Source organism: Streptomyces brevispora, from assembly GCF_007829885.1.
GTDB classification, from domain to species: domain Bacteria; phylum Actinomycetota; class Actinomycetes; order Streptomycetales; family Streptomycetaceae; genus Streptomyces; species Streptomyces brevispora.
Genome location: NZ_VIWW01000001.1, coordinates 4,087,613 through 4,108,564, shown reverse-complemented (window position 1 = coordinate 4,108,564; position 20,952 = coordinate 4,087,613). Strand labels below are relative to the sequence as shown.

The 20,952-nt window shown below is 69.9% G+C and carries 19 protein-coding genes and 1 pseudogene; 5 read left to right on the top strand and 15 right to left on the bottom strand.

Going from position 1 to position 20,952, the window contains the following annotated elements:
- Positions 1–34 precede the first annotated feature (34 nt).
- From FHX80_RS19250 to FHX80_RS19210, 9 genes are all read right to left on the bottom strand, one after another.
- Positions 35–1,351 carry a sensor histidine kinase gene (locus tag FHX80_RS19250; protein ID WP_145765316.1) on the bottom strand — a complete coding sequence of 439 codons (1,317 nt, stop codon included), beginning with the start codon at positions 1,349–1,351 and terminating at the stop codon, positions 35–37.
- Between the two features lie 51 nt (positions 1,352–1,402).
- The gene (locus FHX80_RS19245; protein WP_145765315.1) at positions 1,403–2,287 is read right to left on the bottom strand and encodes a DUF5936 domain-containing protein; all 885 of its coding nucleotides are present in this window, start codon (positions 2,285–2,287) and stop codon (positions 1,403–1,405) included.
- Positions 2,288–2,301: 14 nt separating this feature from the next.
- Positions 2,302–3,240 (bottom strand): type II secretion system F family protein, encoded by a 939-nt coding sequence (locus FHX80_RS19240; protein WP_145765314.1) that lies wholly within the window; start codon positions 3,238–3,240, stop codon positions 2,302–2,304.
- A gap of 10 nt (positions 3,241–3,250) precedes the next feature.
- Entirely contained in the window at positions 3,251–4,588 is a 1,338-nt protein-coding gene (locus FHX80_RS19235; protein ID WP_145765313.1) for a TadA family conjugal transfer-associated ATPase, read from the bottom strand.
- A gap of 62 nt (positions 4,589–4,650) precedes the next feature.
- Positions 4,651–5,028, bottom strand: coding sequence for a TadE/TadG family type IV pilus assembly protein (locus tag FHX80_RS19230; RefSeq protein ID WP_145765312.1), 378 nt, complete (start codon positions 5,026–5,028; stop codon positions 4,651–4,653).
- 3 nt (positions 5,029–5,031) lie between these two features.
- The gene (locus tag FHX80_RS19225) at positions 5,032–5,436 is read right to left on the bottom strand and encodes a TadE family protein (RefSeq protein WP_145765311.1); all 405 of its coding nucleotides are present in this window, start codon (positions 5,434–5,436) and stop codon (positions 5,032–5,034) included.
- A gap of 16 nt (positions 5,437–5,452) precedes the next feature.
- Positions 5,453–6,724 (bottom strand): CpaE/TadZ family protein, encoded by a 1,272-nt coding sequence (locus FHX80_RS19220; protein WP_145765310.1) that lies wholly within the window; start codon positions 6,722–6,724, stop codon positions 5,453–5,455.
- Positions 6,725–6,731: 7 nt separating this feature from the next.
- Positions 6,732–7,439: a Flp pilus assembly protein CpaB gene (cpaB, locus tag FHX80_RS19215; RefSeq protein ID WP_145765309.1), complete on the bottom strand. Its 708-nt coding sequence runs from the start codon at positions 7,437–7,439 to the stop codon at positions 6,732–6,734.
- 162 nt (positions 7,440–7,601) lie between these two features.
- Complete coding sequence (locus FHX80_RS19210; RefSeq protein WP_145765308.1) at positions 7,602–8,468, bottom strand: hypothetical protein; 867 nt, start codon at positions 8,466–8,468, stop codon at positions 7,602–7,604.
- A gap of 708 nt (positions 8,469–9,176) precedes the next feature.
- On the opposite strand from FHX80_RS19210, the gene FHX80_RS19205 reads away from it, so the two are divergent.
- On the top strand, positions 9,177–10,910 hold the full coding sequence (locus FHX80_RS19205; protein WP_326591929.1) for a chitinase: 1,734 nt from the start codon (positions 9,177–9,179) through the stop codon (positions 10,908–10,910).
- 268 nt (positions 10,911–11,178) lie between these two features.
- Here FHX80_RS19205 and FHX80_RS19200 read toward each other — a convergent pair whose 3' ends face one another.
- From FHX80_RS19200 to FHX80_RS19185, 4 genes are all read right to left on the bottom strand, one after another.
- Positions 11,179–12,654, bottom strand: a complete 1,476-nt coding sequence (locus FHX80_RS19200) for a GntP family permease (RefSeq protein WP_145765307.1) — start codon at positions 12,652–12,654, stop codon at positions 11,179–11,181.
- 117 nt (positions 12,655–12,771) lie between these two features.
- Entirely contained in the window at positions 12,772–13,182 is a 411-nt protein-coding gene (locus tag FHX80_RS19195) for a RidA family protein (protein ID WP_145765306.1), read from the bottom strand.
- Positions 13,183–13,188: 6 nt separating this feature from the next.
- Positions 13,189–13,947 (bottom strand): IclR family transcriptional regulator, encoded by a 759-nt coding sequence (locus FHX80_RS19190; RefSeq protein ID WP_145765305.1) that lies wholly within the window; start codon positions 13,945–13,947, stop codon positions 13,189–13,191.
- Positions 13,944–15,029: a sugar kinase gene (locus FHX80_RS19185; protein WP_145765304.1), complete on the bottom strand. Its 1,086-nt coding sequence runs from the start codon at positions 15,027–15,029 to the stop codon at positions 13,944–13,946. Before FHX80_RS19185 ends, FHX80_RS19190 begins: the two co-directional genes overlap by 4 nt.
- A gap of 230 nt (positions 15,030–15,259) precedes the next feature.
- Between FHX80_RS19185 and FHX80_RS19180 the strand changes: the two genes are divergently transcribed.
- The 3 genes and pseudogenes from FHX80_RS19180 to FHX80_RS36625 form a co-directional block, all read left to right on the top strand.
- Positions 15,260–16,558 carry an alanine racemase gene (locus FHX80_RS19180; protein WP_145765303.1) on the top strand — a complete coding sequence of 433 codons (1,299 nt, stop codon included), beginning with the start codon at positions 15,260–15,262 and terminating at the stop codon, positions 16,556–16,558.
- A gap of 90 nt (positions 16,559–16,648) precedes the next feature.
- On the top strand, positions 16,649–18,268 hold the full coding sequence (locus FHX80_RS19175; RefSeq protein WP_145765302.1) for an N-acyl-D-amino-acid deacylase family protein: 1,620 nt from the start codon (positions 16,649–16,651) through the stop codon (positions 18,266–18,268).
- Positions 18,265–18,588: pseudogene (locus FHX80_RS36625) on the top strand (TetR/AcrR family transcriptional regulator C-terminal domain-containing protein); the annotation flags it as partial. The gene FHX80_RS19175 and the pseudogene FHX80_RS36625, both read left to right, overlap by 4 nt.
- 222 nt (positions 18,589–18,810) lie before the next feature.
- Here the strand turns inward: FHX80_RS36625 and FHX80_RS35790 are convergent.
- Positions 18,811–18,978 (bottom strand): hydrophobic protein, encoded by a 168-nt coding sequence (locus FHX80_RS35790; protein ID WP_145765301.1) that lies wholly within the window; start codon positions 18,976–18,978, stop codon positions 18,811–18,813.
- A 120-nt stretch (positions 18,979–19,098) separates the two neighbouring features.
- Here FHX80_RS35790 and FHX80_RS19160 point away from each other — a divergent pair, with 120 nt between their 5' ends.
- Entirely contained in the window at positions 19,099–19,956 is an 858-nt protein-coding gene (locus FHX80_RS19160) for a DUF1206 domain-containing protein (RefSeq protein ID WP_167523574.1), read from the top strand.
- Positions 19,957–20,029: 73 nt separating this feature from the next.
- Here FHX80_RS19160 and FHX80_RS19155 read toward each other — a convergent pair whose 3' ends face one another.
- Positions 20,030–20,923 carry a S1 family peptidase gene (locus tag FHX80_RS19155; protein ID WP_145765299.1) on the bottom strand — a complete coding sequence of 298 codons (894 nt, stop codon included), beginning with the start codon at positions 20,921–20,923 and terminating at the stop codon, positions 20,030–20,032.
- Between the last annotated feature and the right edge of the window lie 29 nt (positions 20,924–20,952).

Here is a 20,952-nt window from a genome sequence, read left to right as displayed (position 1 = left end):
CTCTCAGACTCTGTGGGGGACGGTGTGGAACGGGTCAGTTGAACTGCTGCACGGATGGTTCCTGGGACAGGGCGGCCATCGGCAGCTCCAGGCGGACTTCCGTGCCGGTGGCCGCCTTGCCCTTGCCGATACGGATACGGGCGCCGATGGACGCGGCGCGTTCGACCATGCCCACGAGGCCGAAGTGGCCGGCCCGCTTGAGGTCGTCGAGCGTGGTGCCCGAGGGCAGGCCCCGCCCGTCGTCGTAGACGCTGACGCGCAGAACGTCCCCCTTCACCCCGGCCAGGACGACCAGGTACGTCGGGTGGGCGTGGCGGTGCGCGTTCTCCATGGCCTCGGAGGCAATGGTGAGGAGTTGGCGGCCGACCGCCTGGGGTACCGGCGGGACCGGTGTCTCGTTGAGGGTCCTGAAGGTGGCGACGAGGCCGTGGCGGCGGGTGAAGTCCTGGGCACGGGCGCGGAGTTCGCCGACGAGGTCCACACCGCCGTCCAGGCCGGACTCCCTGCGCAGGTCGGACAGGAGTTCGCGTGATTCCGCGGCTGCCCGGCGGGCCGACCGGGCGACCAGTTCGGCCTGGTGCTTCACCGTGAGGGGGTCCATCCGGTCCGACGAGTGGGCCAGACCATCGGCGGCGAGTGCCAGCCCGTGCAGGGTCTTGGCGACCGAGTCGTGCATCTCGCGGGCCAGCCGGGTGCGCTCTCCCTCGACGGCCTCGTTGACCGCGAGCCGTGCCCTGGTCTCCGTGAGGGCCTGGCTCGCCGTGCCGAAGCGGAGCAGCAGGTTGCGCAGGGTGACGCCGACGGCCCCGGCGATCACGCAGAAGCCGGGGAGCAGGAGCGCGGTCGCCCCACCGCCCTCCAGCCTCGGGTTGGTTCCGTGGACGCCGAAGATGATCAGCGTCTGGAGTGTGGTGAACACCGCCGCGCCGCGCCAGCCGTAGACGAGCCCGGCGAGCAGCGGCGTGCAGACGGTGACGTACGCCAGGGTGGATTCGGGTGTGGCGGTGATCAGCAGCAGCGCGCCGATGAACGCGTCGACGCCGAGCAGCCAGCGGTGGCGCAGGAAGAGCGGGCCGAAGCGCTCCCAGTCCCGGAAGAGGACGTAGGAGCCCATGAAGGTGGTGAGGATGGCCGCGCCGATCAGCCAGGTCGCGAGACCAGGTGCCGTGTGGGCGATCGCGAACGGTGTCGCTATGGCGGTCATCGCGAGACGGAACCCGAAGACCTGGCGGCACATGGCCTGGAGCGCGTTGAGCTGGATCGTGAAGGCCGGCTGAGCGCCCGGATTGGAGAGCGCCTGGCGCACCTCGCTCGTCAGTCCCGGTTGTGAGTCGCTGAATTGGAATGCCATGCGCCTGTCACCTCCCCCTGCTCGTGATGCCCATCATCCCCGTCATGCGGGTCATCCGCCGAGGAACGAGAAGTCGACGTTGGCCCCGTACACGAATCCGACCGTCAGCAGCAGCAGGGTGCCCGGGAGCAGGAAGGAGGTGACCGCGAAGGTGGCCTTCGGGACGGCCTTGGCCGCCTTGCGCCGGGCGTTCTGGGCATCGGTGCGGCGCATGTCGTTGGCGATCTGGATCAGTGTCTCGACGATCGGCGCGCCCAGTTCCTCGCCCTGCTGGAGTGTGGTCACGAACATCGCGACCTGTTCCGAGTCGTTGCGCTTGCGGAGCTCCTCGAAGGCCTGGCGACGGCTGACGCCCATGTCCATCTGGCGCAGGGTGATGCGGAGTTCGTCGGCCCAGGGGCCCTCGTACTTCTCCGCGACGCGTTCCAGCGCCTGGCGGAAGCCGAGGCCCGCCGAGACGACGACCGCGAGGACGTCGAGGAAGTCGGGGAGCGTGCGCTCGATGTGCTCCTTGCGGACCCGGACGGCCGACCAGATGCCGACCTCGACCCAGAAGGCGCCGAAGGCGAGCAGCAGGATGGCGAAGAAGAGCTGGCCGCGCATGAGCATCGACAGGGCGCCGAACGCGCCGAGCGCTCCGTAGACGGCACGGCGGGCGGCGTACCGGTCGATGGTGAGACCGCCGGGGTTACCGGCCATGTCGATCTGGCGGCGCTTCTTGTTGACGGCTTTGGGGCCCATCATCCTGAGCACCGCGGGGGCCCAGCGCATGCCCATCCGGTCGATGCCGGAGCCGACCGCGCCGGTGCGGGTGGAGCCGACCTCCAGGGCGATGGCGAGGTCGCCGGGGAGCTTGGCGTCGGCCCGGTACATCCGGATGCCGGCGATGGCTCCGAACACTGCGAGACCTACAACGAGTGCGAGCAACAGGTCCATGTCAGGTCCTCCCCTCAGACGTCGATACGGGACAGGCGGCGGATCACGATGAATCCGATCGCGTACAGGATGAGCGAGACGATGACCGCGGCCTGGCCGATCAGTGCGCCGGTCATACGGTCGAGTGCGCCCGGCATCACGGCGTTCATCAGGAGCATCGCGCCGAAGCCGAAGCCCGGGACCGCGTAGGCGGTGACCGTCACCTGCGACAGCTGCGTCTTGACCTCACGCCGGGTCTCCTTGCGTTCCTCCAGCGTCTCGGTGAGGTTGCGCAGGGAGCTGACGACCGTACCGCCGGCCCGGTTGGACAGGACGAGGGTCGTGACGAGGACGACGAGTTCGCGGGACGGCAGCCGCTCGGTCAGCTCGCTCAGCGCCTCGTCGAGCGATTCACCGACGCCGAGACGGCGTGCGACCCGGGCGAGTTCCTCGCCGGCGGGGTCCTCCAGTTCGTCCGCGGCCATGGCGAGCGCGGTGCGCAGGGCCAGTCCGGCCTGGGTGGCGTTGGCGAGGATGCGGGAGAGCTCGGGGAGCTGGTTGATGAAGCGGTCGGTGCGCTTGGTCCGCTGCCAGTTCAGGAAGGCGTTGGTGCCCCAGAGACCGATCAGGGCGGCGACCGGGCCGAAGAAGGAGGCCAGGATCGACGAGGCGGTCATCCACAGCCCGGCCATGGCGACCAGTGCGTAGACGAAGAACTCGCCCGGGGTGATTTCCAGGCCAGTGACCGCGAGCTTCAGCTCGATCTTGCGGCCCAGACTCGTTCTGCGCAGTCTGCGGTCGACGCCCTGGAAGCGGCGGTGGCGGCCTGCGGCCTGTATCTGGCCCGTGTGCGAGAGGCGGTCGACGAGGGCGTCGCGGTCGGCCTTGCCACCGGCGTACGCGTGCAGGCCCATGACGCCGAGCACGCCGCAGACGAGCGTGACGCCGATCGTGAGGAGGGGGAGATTGGTCATGGCGCGGTACCTACTTGGCCTCTCGGGTGGCGAGCTGTTCGTCGGACGAGGCGACGCCGAACGCCTGGGGGATGGGCTGGCTGGCCATATAGAGCCGTTCGGCGATCTTGCGCGGGAGCGGAAGGTACTGGAACCGGCCGTGGATCCGCCCGTCGGCGGACATCGGCTGGGGGATGAAGCGGGCCACGCTGACGATGCGGTAGTTGTCGCGGCCGTGCGAGTCGAGGATCGCGATCTCGGTGATCTTTCGGCCACCGTCGGCGTGCCGGGTGAGCTGGACGATCACGTCGACGGCGCTGTTGATCTGGTCGTGCAGCGCCTCGAAGGGGATCTTGATCTCCGACATCGAGGCCAGGGTCTGCAGACGCATCAGCGCGTCCTCGGCGTTGTTGGCGTGAACGGTCGCGAGGGAGCCGTCGTGACCGGTGGACATCGCCTGGAGCATGTCGAGCGACTCGCCGCCACGGACCTCACCGACGACGATGCGGTCGGGGCGCATACGCAGGGAGTTGCGGACCAGGTCGCGGATGCTGATCTGGCCCTTGCCCTCCACGTTCGCCGGGCGGGACTCCAGCCGGATGACGTGGTTCTGCTGGAGCTGGAGTTCGGCCGAGTCCTCGATGGTGACGATGCGCTCGTTGTTCGGGATCAGTCCGGAGAGCGCGTTGAGCAGGGTCGTCTTGCCGGTGCCGGTGGCGCCGGAGACGATGATGTTGAGCTTGGCCTGGACGAGTCCCGAGAGCAGGACCAGCATCTGCTCGTCGAGCGAGCCGAAGCCGATCATCTCCTGGAGGGTGAAGGCCCTCGGGAACCGCCGGATGGTGAGCGTGGCGCCGGTCAGGGACAGCGGCGGGATGATCACGTTGACACGCTCGCCGCTGGGGAGGCGGGCGTCGACCATCGGATTCGCTTCGTCCACACGGCGGTTGACCGTCGAGACGATGCGCTCGATGGTCTGCATCAGCTGTTCGTGCGAGCCGAAGCGCATCGGGAGCTGTTCGACCTTGCCGCTGCGCTCGACGAAGATCTGGTCCGGTCCGTTCACCATGATCTCGGTGATGGACGCGTCTTCGAGCAGTGGTTCCAGGATGCCGAGGCCGAGGGCCTCGTCGACGACCCGGCGGATCAGCTGTGAGCGTTCGACGGTCGAGAGGACCGGTCCTTCACGGCTGATGATGTGGCCGAGTACGCGCTCCAGGCGGGCCCGCCGGTCGGCAGCGGCCAGCGAGGACATCTCCGCGAGGTCGATCTCCTCAAGCAGCTTGGCCCGGTAGGAGGCGACCATGTGGCCGTCCTCCCGCCCCCCACCGTGCTCCTCGGGGGCGGTGATGCGTGCCCGCAGGCTCATTTCGCTGACTCCTAGGTCCGGCTTGCCGGTGGTGCGGGGTGGGGTGGGGTGGGGTGGCCGTGTCAGTCGAGGGGCATGGTGGAGCTGCGCTCGGCGGGGCCGAAGTCGTCGATCCACGGGATGATCGAGGGGACCTTGACCTTGGCGGTGTAGGTCACCGTGCCGTCGCCGAAGGAGTGGTCGAAGTCGGTGTGGCCCTGCTTGGTGAGCCAATGGCTCATGGCCGACCTGCCCGCCACCTCCGGCGGGATCTCCGGCCGGTCGTGACTGGCCGTACGTGCCGCCGCCCGGGCACCGGTGCCCGCCTGGTTGGCCGCGTACGCCGCGATGCCCAGCTGGATGGCGCAGAGGCCGACCAGCAGCAGCAGCGGGATGAACCCCATGTACTCGAAGGCGACCTGCCCGCGGTCGCGAGCGGACCTTCGCTTGTTCCCGGCCATGGATCAGCCCTCCTTCGCCGAGGCGGCTTCGCCGGTGATCTTCGGTCCCCAGTCGAGCACTCCGGGTACCAGGACGGGTACGGCGAGGTGGACCCTGGCCCGGTACAAGCCGCGTTCGCCGCTGATGCAGTCGATGTCGTCGGTGTGCCAGGCGTTGGGCAGATCCTCGTTCGCTGCCCTCGTGCAGGCCGCCCTATGGCCCGACTGCGAGACGTTTCCCGCCCGCGCCGCCTGATCCGCCGCGTTGCTCGCCAGGCTGAACGTGTAGCCGATCAGCGCGCACTGCCAGAGCGCGACGAGCAGCAGGATGATCAGTGGCGTAACCCCGACGAACTCGATCGCGGTCTGTCCGCGGTCGCGGTCACGCCTCCTGCCTATGCCTGTTTCCGCCATCTCCATGGTTGCCATGGATCAACCTGCCCCCTCAGTCGGTCTTGCCACGGCCCGCGGAATCGCCCCGTCTGCGGGAACGGCCGATCGAGCCCCGGTCGGTCTTGTACTTCTCGCTGCCTGCCGCGCCTGCGGGGAGCTTCACCAGGCCCAGCTCTCCCGCCAAGGCCCACAGTGCCTGTTTCACGACACTCTTCGCATCGAGTTCATGCATCCGTCCCGCGTCGACGGCACCCTGAAGTTCCTTGAAATTGGCGGGGACCGCTGTTCCGGCGATCCGGGTTCCGGTGATCTTCTGGATCAGCGGCGGCTGGATCTCGGTGTTGCGGTTGAAGCGGTTGACGACTGTCGTCGTCTCCTCCGCCTTGCGGATCTGGAGCCGGTCCCACATCCGTACGATGCGCTTCGCGCCGCGCACCGCGACCACGTCCGGGGTCGTGACCAGCAGTGCGGTGTCAGCCATCTCGATGGCCGCCGCGTTGGCACCGTTCATCTGGCTGCCGCAGTCGATGACCACGATCTCGTAGCGCGAGCGCAGTGCGCTGACGATCTGCCGGGCCGCGCGGTCGCTGACCTCTTCGCCTCGTTCCCCCTCGCCGGGTGCGAGGAGCAGGGCGATTCCGGTGCTGTGGCTGAACACCGCGTCGGCCAGGACGCGCGGGGAGATGTCGCTGATCGCCGCCAGGTCGACGATGGACCGGCGGAACTGCACGTCCAGGTACGAGGCGATGTCCCCGGACTGGAGGTCCATGTCGACCAGGGCGACGGTCCGGCCCGATGCCTGGGCGGCGAGGGCGAGCTGGACCGCTGCGACGGTGACTCCCACACCGCCCTTGGCGCCGCTGACCGTCACGACGGTGCCGCCGGGACCGGTGAAGACGTCGCTGCCGGCGCCCAGGTGCCGGCGGACGCCGACGGACCACTGGGCGGCGGACTGGACCCGGTTGACCAGTTCCTCGTAGCTCAGCGGCAACGTGACCAGGCCACGGGCCCCGGAGTCCATCGCGGCGGAGAACAGACCGGGGCTCGCGTCGGCGGTGATGAGCACGACCCCGATGGCGGGGAAGCGCAGGGATACCTCCCGGATCAGTTCCAGAGCCGGCACCGGACCGATCCGCTCGTGGACCAGCACGACCTCGGGCAGCTCGTCGAGCGACTCGCCCGCGAGGCGCGCGAGCGTGTCGATGAGCTGTGTCGAGTCGCCGACCGGAGCGGCCGGCTCCGCGTCGGGGAGCTGGCTGAGCAGGGTGGTGACGGATCTGGCCGCATCGGCCTCACCGACGGCCGGGAGGATCCTCGTGGTCATCCAATCCTCACTTGTCCTTGTCGAGCGTGTAGGTGCGGTCGCCCGGACGGATACTGCTGTCGCTGCCGGTGGCGATGAGCGCGAGGCGTACGTGCATCGCGAACGACTCCGCGTACGCGATGCGCTGGGTGTCGAGCGTGTTCAGCGCGAAGGTGATCGGTACCGCTTCGGTGGCCTGACTGCCCTTGCCGTCGCGGCTCGGGTCCAGGGCGGTCAGCTTGCCGACGTCCAGGACCTTGGCGTTGGAGACGATGACCTTCGACTGCGCCGGCTCGCCCTCGCGCTCGCCCGCGAACGTGGCGTAGACGTTGACCGTGGCACCGGAGGTGATCTTCCCCGCGACGCCGGTCGCGGCGTCGATCATGATCGCGATCTCCTGCTCACCGGGCTGCAGGGCGGGCCGGGACTGCATCATGTCGGACTGGAGCAGCGAGCCCTCCTTGAGCGTGGTGAGGGAGATCTTGCCGTTGACCTCGGAGATGTCGGTCACCGCGTTGGACGAGAGCCACCGCTTCGGCATCGAGACCTTCTCGAACTTGTCCGGAGTCAAGTTGGTGAAGGGTGCGACGTCGCTCTTCAGCTCGTAGGCCGAGACCTCGGGTCCGACCTTCGAGTTGACGTCGCTGATCACCGAGAGCACTCCGGCGAAGGCGCCGAAGGCGCACAGGACCGAGAGGAGCAGGAGTATCACGCCGCGGCGCTGGCGGGAGTTCATGGGCCGGACAACCTCGTTCGGGTCGGATGCGTGGGGCAGCGGACAGAAGAATGCGCGGGGGGCTGTGGGGCGCTGAGCGGGGCTGTTGTCTGGAGAGCGGGGTGTGTGGCACGGGCGGTGTCCGTGCCACGGGGGCGTCCGGGGAGGAGGAATCCGCGGACGCTACGACCGTGGCGGTGCCGGCGCTCCATGGTTCAGGACACCGGACGGCGGCATTCGGTTCTCGGGAACGGCAAGCGGTGAGGAACAGAACCCGCAGCGATCACCGATGAGCTCCATTCCGCACCAGTGACACGTCTCTCGCCTTACTGAGGACACGAGTTGGTACAGGACGGAGATATCCGGAAGGTAAGCGGCAAATTCGATCAGCTTCCCGGTTCCCCACCAACGGGAGGAATCGGCGGGAAGCGTCGCGTCGTGAGTCGCCTGGACCTTCCAGGCGGGCGCCAGGGTCTGCTGCACCCAGTCGGACTGCAACTGCCCCCTGGCGACCAGCAGATGCGTGCCGAACTCGGGACCGGCCAGCGGCTCCGCCGCCGGGCCGACCTTGATGAGCTGGGGGTTCGGTCCCGCGAGGACGGCGAACTGGGATCCGGGGACCCAGGACTTGGCGTGCGCCTTCAGGCTGACGGGGACGCGATCGAGCTTGGTCACCGAGTTCAGCAGGGCGCCCGCATGGATGTAATGGGACAGGAGCCGTGCGGAGGAGGCCACCACTCCGGGGCTGAAGTCACAGATGGACAGCTGCCTCAACTGCCGCACCAGCACGGCGACCCCCAGGGGCGGCAGGTCCACCTTGAGCAGCGCGATGCGATCGCTCTCCAGCACGGACCGGACGGCGTGAAGCCGCCGCTCGTGCTCGGGTGCGATGCCCGTCGAATAGACGGCGATCACATACCCGTGCTGCTCCAGCATCAGGTGCATGTCGCCGATCGCCAAGTCCATCGCCTGGGCACCGGGCGCCTGCAGCAGGGCAGCCGTCGGCGTCTGCTGATCGGTCGGCGGTAGGACCAGATCAGCACTGGTCACTGCTATTGCGGTCGGCACGCTGTTCCCCGTTCGGCTCCGGCCGGCGTCGCCATGACGTCGGCCGCAATCGCTCCTGCTCCGTGCTCCTGCCTCAGCTTCTGCTCCAGCACTTTAACCACGTCGTACACGGCAGAGAACACCCAGCGGAACCCGGTATGGCAACACCCTTGCATCAGCCACGCGACACCCACGTACGAAACCAGATCAAACCGAGAGTTGTTAACTTCCGTACCACTGCGGAGGGTTACCGTCAAGCATTCCCATTTCCGTTGCGTTGAAATTCATTTGCGCACGTCAATGTACATTTTGACATGTTCGCGCCACGTCGACTTGGCCGAAAACCGTTACTGTCCGGCCATGTTGCCGACATCACCCGTGCGTGGGAGCCCGTATCGGGACGCCGGTTGCCACTCGGGCGCGGGCGACATGTGCGCCTGCCGTGCAGAGCGTGTGCAGATGACACGTGGACGGCGCGCGGGCCGTTCACCCGTCAGGCGGGCTCTTCGCGAGCCCCGTTGACCCCGGCGCGAGGGCCGCTCGCGCGCCCCGGGGCGGCGCCCCATGTACCCGTCGCTGCCAGAGGTCTTGACAACTTGATTGGTCTGGACCAGTTTATCGGCCAGCGGTGGCCACCGTTCCTCGATTCCACACCCCCGACATCCCCGTGTCGCTCCCCCGCCATCCCCGACTCCCCCACGGAGGCAGCAAGTGGAACGTTCCCCCGTCACCAGCCGCAGAAGACGCCGCACCCGCCAGGGACTGGGCGCCGCCATCGCGGTCGTCGCCGCGGGCGCCATGACCGTCACCGGTCTCGTCAGCAGCGCGGAGGCCGCCGACGTCAACGTCGCCAAGAACGCGGGCTTCGAGTCCGGCCTCGCCAACTGGACCTGTTCCGCCGGCTCCGGGACCACCGTCTCCTCCCCCGTGCACGGTGGCGCCTCGGCGCTCAAGGCCACCCCGGCCGGCCAGGACAACGCCAAGTGCACGCAGACCGTGGCCGTGAAGCCCAACTCGACCTACGCGCTCAGCTCCTGGGTCCAGGGCGGGTACGCCTACCTGGGCGTCAGCGGCACCGGAACCACCGACGTGTCCACCTGGACCCCCGGCTCCACCAGCTGGTCCCAGCTGTCGACCAGCTTCAAGACCGGGGCGAACACCACCTCGGTCACCGTGTACACCCACGGCTGGTACGGCCAGGCGTCCTACTTCGTCGACGACGTCTCGGTCAGCGGCCCCGACGGCGGCGGCGGCACCGACCCCGGCCCGTCGATCCCCGCCGCCCCGGCCGGTCTCGCGGTCGGCACGACCACCTCGTCCTCCGTGTCCCTGTCCTGGAACGCGGTGTCCGGCGCGACCGGCTACACCGTCTACAAGGACGGCGCGAAGGCCGCCACCGCCACCTCCAACTCGGCCACCGTCACCGGGCTCGCGGCCAACACCGCGTACCAGTTCACGGTGACCGCCACCAACGCGGCCGGTGAGTCCGTCAAGTCCGCGAGCGTCAGCGGCCGTACGGCCGCCGGCGGCGGCACCGACCCGGGCATCCCGTCCACCTCGGTGCCCAAGCACGCGGTCACCGGCTACTGGCAGAACTTCAACAACGGCGCGACCGTGCAGAAGATCAGCGACGTACCCGCGAACTACGACATCATCGCGGTCTCCTTCGCCGACGCCACGGCCACGCCCGGCGCCGTCACCTTCAACCTGGACACGGCGGGCCTCGGCGGCTACACCGTCGCCCAGTTCAAGGCCGACATCAAGGCGAAGCAGGCGGCCGGGAAGAACGTCATCATCTCGGTCGGCGGCGAGAAGGGCTCGGTCTCGGTCAACAGCGACGCGTCCGCGACCAACTTCGCCAACTCCCTCTACTCGCTCATCCAGGAGTACGGCTTCAACGGTGTCGACATCGACCTGGAGAACGGCCTCAACTCCACGTACATGACGAAGGCGCTGCGCTCGCTGTCGCAGAAGGCGGGCTCCGGTCTCGTCATCACGATGGCGCCGCAGACCATCGACATGCAGTCCACCGCGGGTGAGTACTTCAAGACGGCGCTCGGCATCAAGGACATCCTGACCGTCGTCAACATGCAGTACTACAACAGCGGTGCGATGCTCGGCTGCGACGGCAAGGTCTACTCGCAGGGCTCGGTGGACTTCCTCACCGCGCTGGCCTGCATCCAGCTGGAAGGCGGCCTCGCCCCGTCGCAGGTCGGCCTCGGCGTCCCCGCCTCCCCCAGTGGCGCGGGCGGCGGCTACGTGTCCCCCTCGGTCGTGAACGCGGCCCTGGACTGCCTGGCCGCCGGCACGAACTGCGGCACCTTCAAGCCCTCGAAGACCTACCCGGGTGTCCGCGGCGCGATGACCTGGTCGACCAACTGGGACGCCAAGTCGGGCAACGCCTGGTCGAACGCGGTCGGCCCGCACGTCCACGGCCTGCCGTAACCGTCCGCGGTCCGGCACATCCATGACCAGCAGCGCCGCCGCTCTCCCGGCGGCGCTGCTGCATGCCCGCCTGCCGGCCGCCTGACGGCCTCGTCCTAAGGGCACGGGTACGAGGCCAGTGGCGGCCCGCTGACCTGGCTTGGGCCCGAAGACCCAAGCCGGGGAACATGGTCGGACCTCTGGCCCGAACCGGGCGAAAGGATCACAACGCCGGTCGGCGCCCTCCCGGCAAGGCCCGTTCCTTCACCCACCCCAACCGCAGGCCGGTCTAGATCACCAGGCTGAGCAGCGCCGCCACCACGAAGCCCGCCACCGACAGGACCGTCTCCAGCACCGTCCAGGACTTCAGGGTGTCGCGCTCCGAGATGCCGAAGTACTTCGACACCATCCAGAAGCCGCCGTCGTTGACGTGCGAGGCGATGATCGAACCGGCCGAGATCGCCATGATGATCAGCGCGAGATGCGGCTGCGACATGCCCTGGCCCTCGACCAGCGGGACGACGATGCCCGCGGTGGTGACGATGGCGACCGTCGCGGAACCCTGGGCGATGCGCAGCACCGCCGAGATCAGCCAGGCCAGCAGGATGACCGGCAGGCCGACGTCGTTGAAGGTGTCCGCGAGCGCGTTCGCGATGCCGCTGCTCTTGAGCACGGCACCGAAGATCCCGCCCGCGCCGACGACCAGCAGGATGTTGCCGACCGGCTTGAGGGAGGAGGTCGACACCGACTCCAGGGACTTGCGGGACCAGCCGCGCCGGATGCCGAGCAGGTAGTACGCGAGCAGCAGCGCGATGGTCAGGGCGACGAACGGGTTGCCGAAGAACTCGACGACCGAGCGCAGCGTCGAGGGGCCCAGCGCGATGGAGGAGAACGTCGCGGCGAGGATCAGCACCAGCGGGGTGCCGATGATCGTGAGTACGGTGCCGAGCCCGACGGGGTCCTCGTGCGGGGTGACTCCGGCGGCGCGCTGCTCGGCGACGACCGCGGCCTTCGCCTCCGCGGCGGCCTCGACCATGTCCTGCGGGACCTCGACGAAGATCCGCTTCCCGATCCAGGCGGCGTACCCCCAGGCGGCCAGTACGGACGGGATGCCGACGACGGCGCCCATCAGGATGACCCAGCCGAGGGAGACCTGGAAGAGGCCGGCGGCGGCGACCGGGCCGGGGTGCGGCGGCAGGAACGCGTGGGTCATGGACAGACCCGCCAGCAGCGGCATCGCGTACAGCAGGATCGATTTGCCGGAGCGCTTGGCGGCGGCGTACACGATCGGTGCGAGGACGAAGATGCCGACGTCGAAGAAGACCGGGATACCGAAGATCAGACCGGTCAGGCCCATGGCGAGCGGGGCGCGCTTCTCACCGAAGAGGTTCAGCAGTCGGGCGCTCAGCACCTCTGCTCCGCCGGAGACCTCGAGGATCGCGCCGAGCATCGTACCGAGGCCGATGATGATCGCGACATGGCCGAGGATGCCGCCCATGCCCGATTCGATGACGGAGACGGCGGCGGACTTCTGCACCGTGCCGAAGAGTTCGGTGACGGAGAGTCCGGCGCCCAGGCCGACGGCTATGGACACGGCGAGCAGCGCGACGAACGGCTGCAGCCTGGCCTTGATGATCAGGAAGAGGAGGAGAGCGATCCCGAGCACGGCGACGGTCAGCAGACCGGCCGTGCCGTCTATCAGGAGGAGGAGCCCTCCGGTGTGGGGTGGTGTCTCGACCGGTGGGGGGCTTGCGGCGAGCAGCATGGGTAACTCCGTTGTCGGCCATGGGCTTCGGGGGGGCGCGGCACGGCGCCCCGGTGGAGCGGGGCGCCGTGCCGTACTGCGTGGCGGTGCGGTGGAGCGGGTGTGGCGGGGGGATTCTCAGCCGAGGACCGCGAGGGCGTCGATCTCGATGAGCAGACCCTTGGGCAGGCCGACGTAGACCGTCGTACGGGCGGCGGGGGCGGCCTTGAGGTTCTGCTCGCCGAAGTAGGTGTTGTAGATCTCGTTCATCTCGGCGAAGTGGTCGACGTCCGTGAGGTAGACGCGCATCATCATCACGTCGTCCCAGCTCGCGCCGCCCTCCTCCAGGATCGCCTTGACGTTGGCGAAGGTCTGGAGGGTCTGCTCGCGCAGGGTGGGACCGGCCGGGGTCGGTGCCTGGCCCTCCACCGCGGGCAGGAAGCCGACCTGGCCGGCGACCTGGAGGATGTTCCCCTTCTTCACTCCGTGCGAGAACTTCGCGGGCGGGGCGGTGTGGGTGCTCGGGGTGAGTGCGGTCTTCTCGGTCATCGGAGATCAGACTTTCTTGGGTCGGGTGGTGCCGGAGTACTCCCGGCTGATGGTGTCGGCGGTGCGCCGGACCAGCGGGAGCAGGGTGAGGAGTTCCTCCGCCGTGACGACCACGTTCGGTGCGGAGACCGACATGGCGGCGACGACGCGCCCGTCGGCGCCGCGAATGGGGGCGCCGACGCAGTTGATGGACTCCTCGTGGCCGCCGAGGTCGGTGGCCCAGCCCTGTTCGCGTACGGCGGCGAGTTCCTTGAGGAACGCGCCGGCGCCGGGGGTCGAACGGAACGTGTACATGGGGTAGTCGAGCTTCTCGGCGACGGCGCGCCGTTCCGGCTCGGGCAGGTCGGCGAGCAGCAGCTTGGCCACGGCGGCGACGGTGATCGCGACGGGCTTGCCGATCCGGGAGTACATCCGTACCGGGTAGCGGCTCTCGACCTTGTCGATGTAGAGGACCTCGCTCGCCTCGTACACCGCGAGATGGACGGTGTGTCCGCAGTTCTCGTTGAGTTCGGCGAGGTGCGGGTGCGCGATCTCCCGGACGTCGAGGTTCTCGACGGCCTCCTGGGCGAGCGCGAAGAGCCGTGCGCCGAGGCGGTAGCGCTGGTCCTGCTGGCGGTAGACGAGTCCGTGCTCGTGGAGCGTACGGAGCAGGCGCAGCGCGGTGGATTTGTGGACGCCGAGCCGCTCGGCCACCTGCCCGAGGTCTGCAGGTCCTTGGGCGAGCAGCGGCAGGATGCTCAGTGCCCGGTCGACGGTCTGGCTCATGTACTGCGTACCTCCGTGTCGTCCCCCGTCCATCCGGGGCCGAGACGCAGTCTCCCCCAGGCGACGTCGTCGAGGGCCGCGAGGTGGTCGGCCCGGTCGCGGGCGGGCGGGTCGGTGAGGTCGCCGGGGACGGTGAGGGCGGCGGCGGCCATCAGGTGGCCGTGCCGGGCGCGGTCGCGGACGGGCAGTCCGCGCAGGGTGGCGGAGAGGAACCCGGCGGCGAAGGCGTCACCGGCGCCGACGGGCGCGACGACGTCGACGCGCAGCGCCGGGACGGTGGTGACGGTGTCGGTTCCGGTCCCGCCCGGGTGTGCGGGGCCGGTTCCGCGGCGGGGCGCCGAGAAGACGGTCGCGCCCTCGGCGCCGCGCTTCACGACGAGCACCGCCGGTTCGGGCAGTGCCGCGCGGATCGCCTCGGCCCCCGAGATCCCCCACGCCTCCTCCGCCTCGTCCTCCCCGACGAATACGAGGTCCGCGCCGCGGGCCAGGTCCAGCAGGACGTCGGGGGAAGCGTCGCCGTCCCGCCACAGTCCGGGCCGGTGGTTGACGTCGAAGGAGACGAGCGGGCGGCCGGGCCGCGGGGCCGTCAGCTCGCGCAGCAGCGCGAGGCAGTCGGCGGAGAGCGCGGCCGTGATGCCCGACAGGTGCAGGACCCGGCCGGCGAGCAGGGCCTCGTACGGGACGTTCGCGGGCGACATCGCGGAGGCCGCGGATCCGGCCCGGTAGTACGCCACCTCGTGGACGTCGGCCGCGCGGTCGGTCGCCGTGCGGAAGTAGATGCCGGTGGGCCGGGTGGGATCGCGTCGCACCGCGGAGGTGTCGACCCCGTAGGCGGAGATCGCGGCGACGAGGTGGTCACCGAAGCCGTCCGCCCCGACCCGGCTCACCCAGGCCGCCCGGTGTCCGGCCGCGGCGAGCGCGCAGGCCACGTTGGACTCGGCGCCCCCGATTCCCCGGACGAAGGACGGTACGTCGGCGAGGCGTCCGGGCTGCGAGGGCAGGAACGTCACCATGGACTCGCCGAGGCACACGACATCACTGGTCGCGGCGTCGGCGGCGGTCCTGGCCGGGGTTCCGGACACTCGGGGCTCCTCTTGGTCTGCGGGCGGCGCCGGTTCTCACCATTGACCGGGCGTCGGCTCGGATGTTAGACAGCCTTGAGCGATATACGCAATGGGTGTTGCATATGTTGCAACGCATTACTGTACAGAAGACCTCGGCCCCCTCACGGCGGCCGCGGACGACTCGGACCGCCCGGCACCCGTTGCCGGAACGGTCCTACGACGACCTACTTCGATCGAGGAGGCACCCCATGGCTGCCGACCGTCCCGTGGCCGGACCGGCCGGACTCGCCGATGAGCGGGTCGACCACCGGTTCAAGGCGCTCCCGCCCGACGCGGAGGGGCTGACCGTCGGCGCGCTGGCCGCGGAGCGGCGCAACCTCTTCACCGGCGGGTTCACCACTCCGGTGCTCGCCCTGTCGGCCGAGTCCGTCGAGCACAACCTCGCCCTGCTGGAGACGTACGCGCAGCGCCACGGTCTGGTGTTCGCCCCGCACGGCAAGACGTCGATGTCCCCGCAGCTGTTCGCCCGCCAGCTGGAGCACGGCGCGTGGGGCATCACCGCCGCGGTGCCGCACCAGGCTCGGGTGTACCGGGCGTACGGGATCCAGCGGATCTTCCTCGCCAACGAGCTCGTCGACGCCGCCGCGCTGCGCTGGCTCGCGGGCGAGCTGGACGCCGACCCCGACTTCCGGTTCGTCTGTTACGTCGACTCGGTGCGCGGTGTCGAGCTGATGGACGAGGCCCTGCGCGCGGCCCGCGCCTCCCGCCCGGTCGATGTCGTCGTGGAGCTCGGCGCGGGCGAGGGCGCCCGCACGGGTGCCCGTACCGAGGCCGACTGCGCCGCGGTCGCCGAAGCGGTGGCCGCGGCCGGGAGTCTGCGTCTGGTGGGCGTGGCCGGTTACGAGGGCGAGGTGCCGGAGGCGTCGGGCGAGCGGGTAAGGGACTGGCTGCGCCGGCTCGTCGCGCTGGCCGCGGCCTTCGACGCGCAGGGGCGGTTCGCCGCGCTGGACGCCGGTGAGCCGATCATGATCAGCGCGGGCGGCAGCGCGTGGTTCGACGCGGTGGCGGACGTGTTCGCGGAGATTCCGGAACTGTCGCGCCCCGTCTGCAAGTTGCTCCGCTCGGGGGCGTACGTCTCGCACGACGACGGCCACTACCGTCATCTGACGCCCTTCAACCGGGTCCCCGAGGAGGGCGCCCTGCAGCCCGCCTTCCGGCTCTGGGCGCAGGTCGTGTCACGCCCGACCGCCGAGCAGGCGTTCCTCAACGCGGGCAAGCGGGACGCGGCGTACGACCTCGATCTGCCGGAGGCGCAGGTCGTGCGGTCGGGGCGGGACGGCTCCGTGCGGGCGGCCTCGGGGGTCGAGGTCACCAAGCTGTCGGACCAGCACGCGTGGGTCGAGACGGCGGAGGGGGCCGAGCTGGAGGTCGGGGACTGGGTGGGAATGGGTCTCTCGCACCCGTGCACCAGCTTCGACAAGTGGCAGCTGATTCCGCTGGTGCAGGCGGACGGCACGGTCACCGACTACATCCGCACGTTCTTCTGATCCCGGAGCGCAACCCCTCCGGCGGCTGAGCGCCTGTCGGCGCGGGGGGCCGGGGGCAGCACCCCCGGCCCCCCACTGAAAGGCATTCCCATGGACCTCGTCATCCGCGACGCCCGCGTCATCGACGGCACCGCCGCCCCCTCCTACCGCGCCGATGTCGCCGTCCGCGACGGCCGCATCGCGGAGATCCACCGGGAGGACACCCCGGGCCCCCGCCCCGGCGCCGCCCGCACCCTCGACGCCGACGGTCTCGCCCTCTCCCCCGGCTTCGTCGACATGCACGCCCACAGCGACCTCGCCCTGCTCCGCGACCCCGACCACAGCGCGAAGGCCGCGCAGGGCGTCACCCTCGAAGTCCTCGGCCAGGACGGACTGTCCTACGCCCCGGTCGACGACCGCACCCTCGCCGAGGTCCGCCGCTCCATCACCGGCTGGAACGGCGACGGGAGCGACATCGACTTCGACTGGCGCACCGTCGGCGAGTACCTGGACCGGCTCGACCGCAACTTCGGCGGCCAGGGCATCGCCGTCAACGCCGCCTATCTCATCCCGCAGGGCACCGTCCGGATGTACGCGGTCGGCTGGGACGACCGGCCCGCCACCGACGCCGAACTGACCCGGATGAAGCAACTCGTCGCACAGTCCATGGCCGAGGGCGCCGTCGGCATGTCCTCCGGACTCACCTACACCCCGGGCATGTACGCGGACGACGCCGAACTCTCCGAACTCTGCCGGGTGGTGGCCGAACACGGCGGCTACTACTGCCCGCACCACCGCTCCTACGGAGCGGGCGCGCTGGAGGCGTACGAGGAGATGGTGCGGCTCACCCGCAGCGCGGGCTGCGCCCTGCATCTCGCCCACGCCACCATGAACTTCGGCGTGAACGAGGGAAGGGCGCCGGAGCTGCTCGCCCTCCTCGACGACGCCCTCGACTCGGGCTCCGACATCTCCCTCGACACCTACCCGTACACCCCCGGCTGCACGACGCTGGTCGCCATGCTGCCGAGCTGGGCGAGCGAGGGCGGCCCGGAGTCGATCCTGTCGCGTCTCGCCGACGACGCGACGTCCGCGAGGATCCGCCACGACCTGGAGGTCGTGGGCTCGGACGGCTGCCACGGTGTGCCGATCGAGTGGGACAGCATCGAGATCTCCGGAGTGAGCGCGCCCGGCCTCGCCGGCCATGTCGGCCGTACGGTGGCCGAGTCGGCGCGGCTGCGCGGCGAGGAGCCCTGGGTGACCGCGCGGCGGCTGCTCCTGGACGACCGGCTCGGCACGACGATCCTTCAGCACGTGGGCCACGAGGAGAACGTCCGGCAGATCATGCGCCACCGCGTCCACACCGGTGGCAGCGACGGCATCCTCCAGGGCGACAAGCCGCATCCGCGCGCGTACGGCACCTTCCCGCAGTATCTCGGCCGGTACACAAGGGAGTTGGGCATCCTCAGCCTGGAGGAATGCGTCGCCCACCTCACCTCGCGCCCGGCGGCCCGGCTGCGGCTGGCCGACCGCGGTCAGGTGCGCGAGGGCTACCGCGCCGACCTGGTCCTGTTCGACCCGTCGACGGTGGCCGCGGGCTCGACGTTCGACGAGCCGCGCACCCTGCCGTTCGGCATCCCGCACGTGCTGATCGACGGCCGCTTCGTCATCGAGGACGGAAAGCGGACCCAGACCCTGGCCGGCCGGGCGGTGCGCTCCACGCACCGCCCGTGACGGCCGTGCCGCTCAGGCCTCGGCCGCTCGCTCCCGCGCCCACGCCAGGTCCTCGGTGGGCGCGGGACACGATCGCGTTCTACCTGCGCCACCCCTGGGTGCTCCAGGTCTCCCAGGCCCGTCCGGTGCTCGGCCCGCACGAGTACGCGGGCCCGGACACGCTCGTGCGCTGCCTCTACGGCACGGGGCTTGACGCCGGGGTGCTGCGGCGCCTGGTCGGGACGCTGTTCCACTTCGTGCGGGGCGCCGCGCAGACCGTCGCCGACGCGCGCGATGCGGCGTCGGGGCGGCCGGACGAGGAGTGGTGGTACGCCCGCTCGGCGGCACTCGTCGAGCTGGTCCCGGATGTCGCGGACCGCTCCCCGGAGTTGAGCCGGATGGAGCGGGAGCCGGCGCCCCCGGAACCGTCCGGGGACGACTCGATGCCGTATCCGGAACGGGAGGCGCGGGAGACGTTCACCGCGGAGCTGGGCGTACTGCTGGACGGTGTCGGGGCGGCGGTCCGGCGGGGCCGGGGCGTGAACAGTCCCTGGCCCCTCGGCTCACCAGCGGTACCAGCGGCCGCGGCCGGCGCCCGAACCCTGACGCAGGAGAAAGCCGAGCAGCCACACCACGAGCACGATGGCCGCTATCCACCAGAGCAGATTGAGCGCGAATCCGGCACCGAAGAGCACCAGGACGATCAGCAGGACCAATAGCAGGGGAACCATTGTTATCAACCTCCAGAAATTCGAGTGCCCCGGATCCGCCGGTCCACACCTGGACGTATGAGTGCCCGTCGAACTCGGGCAGAACAGTTTCCCGTCCGTTCTCCGGGGCACCCGGGGCGCATGAATATTTCTGCGACAGCCCGAAAAGGACGCGGAAAGGCGAGACGCGCGGGAAATGGCTCAGCGGTCGAGGCGGGCGGCCGTGCGGGATTCATGGCCCGTGGGGTGATCTATTTCCTGGTCGGCGTCCTGGCGCTGCGCATGGCGTTCGACGACACCGGCGGCGGTGACGGCGGCGGAAAGACCGCGGACCGGGGCGGGGCGCTCACCGAGATAGCCCAGAAGCCCTTCGGATCCGTCCTGTTGTGGGTCCTCGGTGCGGCGCTGGCGGGCATGGCCCTGTGGCGACTGTCCGAGGCGGCGTTCGGGGCCGCGGGCCCCGACGGACGCAAGGCGACCAAGCGACTGGCCTCGGCCGGGCGCGCCGTCTTCTACGGCTTCGTGTCCTACTCGGTCCTGATGTTCGCGGCGGGCGACCGGGGCAGCGGCAGCGGTTCCAGCGACGCGCAGTCGAGGGACGTCACGGCGAAGGTGCTCGACATGCCGGGCGGCCGCTGGCTGGTGGGGGTGGGCGGCGTCGCCGTCGCCTGCGTGGGCCTGTGGATCGCCGGCCGGGCCGCACTCCGTAAGTTCCACAAGCATCTGCGCATGGGCGAGATGTCACGCGCCGAACGACGTGCCGTGGACATCGTCGGCGTCTTCGGCGGGGTCTCCCGGGGGCTGGTCTTCGCGGTGGCGGGCAGTTTCGCCGTGGCCGCCGCGGTGACGGCCCGGTCCGGTGCGGCGAAGGGCATGGACGACACGCTGCGGTCCTTCAGCGCGACCCCGGCCGGCCCATGGCTGCTGGCCCTGATCGCGGTGGGGCTGGCGGCCTTCGGCGTCTTCTCCTGGGCGAACGCCCGGTGGCGCCGGATCTGAGGCCCGGGCGGCCGGAACGAGACGGGGCGGGGCGGGAGTGTTCTCCCGCCCCGCCCGACCGCACTCCGGGCCCTTACGGCTTGGGCAGCGTGCACCCCGCGGCGTTCAGGTCGAACTTGTTGCCGGCGACGATGCACGGCACGATGCCGTAGGTCTCCTGCGCGTAGTTGATGCCCTGGCGGACCGTCACCTTACCGCTCGCATCGACCTCGCACGGGTTGTTATCCGTGCACCTCTGCCCGTCCTCGTTACCGGTGTTGTTGACGGCGACGACCTTGCCGGTCGCGTTGTCGATCACCGGCGAGCCGGACGTCCCGCCGATGGTCTGGCAGGCGGAGGTGTAGCGGACCGAGTCCTTCCAGGTCCAACTCCCCTCCTTGAGGCGGTAGACGAACCCGTCGACGTTGCAGCTGTAGGTGCGCTTCCAGTACCCGGACACCACCGTGATCGCGGTGCCCTGCACCGGGTGCGCGGTGTTGAGTTCCAGCGCCTTGATCCCGTAGCTGCTCTGGATCTGGGCGTACGTGGAGGTGAGCTGGTACACCGATATGTCGGTGTCCGTCATCGTCCCGTACGCGATCTTGCTCGCCCGCAGCGTGCCGACGCCGCTGCCGGCGGAGTTCAGCAGGGTGAAGCTGCGGGTGGACGGCTGGTCGCGAACGACTACACCGGGCCCGGGGAAGCCGGACTCCATGCAGTGCCCGTTGGAGAGCACGAGCGCGGGATCGTTCGGCTGGGAGCCGGGCGTACGGACGACGGATCCCGAACAGTTGCTGAGCGCCACGGTCCCGGCGAAGCCGATCGCCTTGGATCTGACCTCCGCCCTGACCGCCGTGTGGCTCGACGGCGCCGCCGCCTTGACCGTGCTGGGTGCTGCCGCGCCGTGGCTTGTGGCCGCGGTCGCGGGTGCGATGCCGGCTCCGAGGAGCAGCACGGCAAAGAGCGCACCGACGAGAGGCTTTCTCATGTGGGGTCCCCTCTAGTGACCTGCGCAGA

What these genes read in the sequence shown, in the direction of transcription:
- FHX80_RS19250 (WP_145765316.1), bottom strand. Translation starts at nt 1,351, where the DNA reads ATGGCATTCCAATTCAGCGACTCACAACCGGGACTGACGAGCGAGGTG.
- FHX80_RS19245 (WP_145765315.1), bottom strand. Translation starts at nt 2,287, where the DNA reads ATGGACCTGTTGCTCGCACTCGTTGTAGGTCTCGCAGTGTTCGGAGCC.
- FHX80_RS19175 (WP_145765302.1), top strand. Translation starts at nt 16,649, where the DNA reads ATGGACCTCGTCATCCGCGACGCCCGCGTCATCGACGGCACCGCCGCC.
- FHX80_RS19200 (WP_145765307.1), bottom strand. Translation starts at nt 12,654, where the DNA reads ATGCTGCTCGCCGCAAGCCCCCCACCGGTCGAGACACCACCCCACACC.
- FHX80_RS19235 (WP_145765313.1), bottom strand. Translation starts at nt 4,588, where the DNA reads ATGAGCCTGCGGGCACGCATCACCGCCCCCGAGGAGCACGGTGGGGGG.
- FHX80_RS19195 (WP_145765306.1), bottom strand. Translation starts at nt 13,182, where the DNA reads ATGACCGAGAAGACCGCACTCACCCCGAGCACCCACACCGCCCCGCCC.
- FHX80_RS19180 (WP_145765303.1), top strand. Translation starts at nt 15,260, where the DNA reads ATGGCTGCCGACCGTCCCGTGGCCGGACCGGCCGGACTCGCCGATGAG.
- cpaB (WP_145765309.1), bottom strand. Translation starts at nt 7,439, where the DNA reads ATGAACTCCCGCCAGCGCCGCGGCGTGATACTCCTGCTCCTCTCGGTC.
- FHX80_RS19160 (WP_167523574.1), top strand. Translation starts at nt 19,099, where the DNA reads ATGAATATTTCTGCGACAGCCCGAAAAGGACGCGGAAAGGCGAGACGC.
- FHX80_RS19220 (WP_145765310.1), bottom strand. Translation starts at nt 6,724, where the DNA reads ATGACCACGAGGATCCTCCCGGCCGTCGGTGAGGCCGATGCGGCCAGA.
- FHX80_RS19190 (WP_145765305.1), bottom strand. Translation starts at nt 13,947, where the DNA reads ATGAGCCAGACCGTCGACCGGGCACTGAGCATCCTGCCGCTGCTCGCC.
- FHX80_RS35790 (WP_145765301.1), bottom strand. Translation starts at nt 18,978, where the DNA reads ATGGTTCCCCTGCTATTGGTCCTGCTGATCGTCCTGGTGCTCTTCGGT.
- FHX80_RS19225 (WP_145765311.1), bottom strand. Translation starts at nt 5,436, where the DNA reads ATGGCAACCATGGAGATGGCGGAAACAGGCATAGGCAGGAGGCGTGAC.
- FHX80_RS19155 (WP_145765299.1), bottom strand. Translation starts at nt 20,923, where the DNA reads ATGAGAAAGCCTCTCGTCGGTGCGCTCTTTGCCGTGCTGCTCCTCGGA.
- FHX80_RS19240 (WP_145765314.1), bottom strand. Translation starts at nt 3,240, where the DNA reads ATGACCAATCTCCCCCTCCTCACGATCGGCGTCACGCTCGTCTGCGGC.
- FHX80_RS19230 (WP_145765312.1), bottom strand. Translation starts at nt 5,028, where the DNA reads ATGGCCGGGAACAAGCGAAGGTCCGCTCGCGACCGCGGGCAGGTCGCC.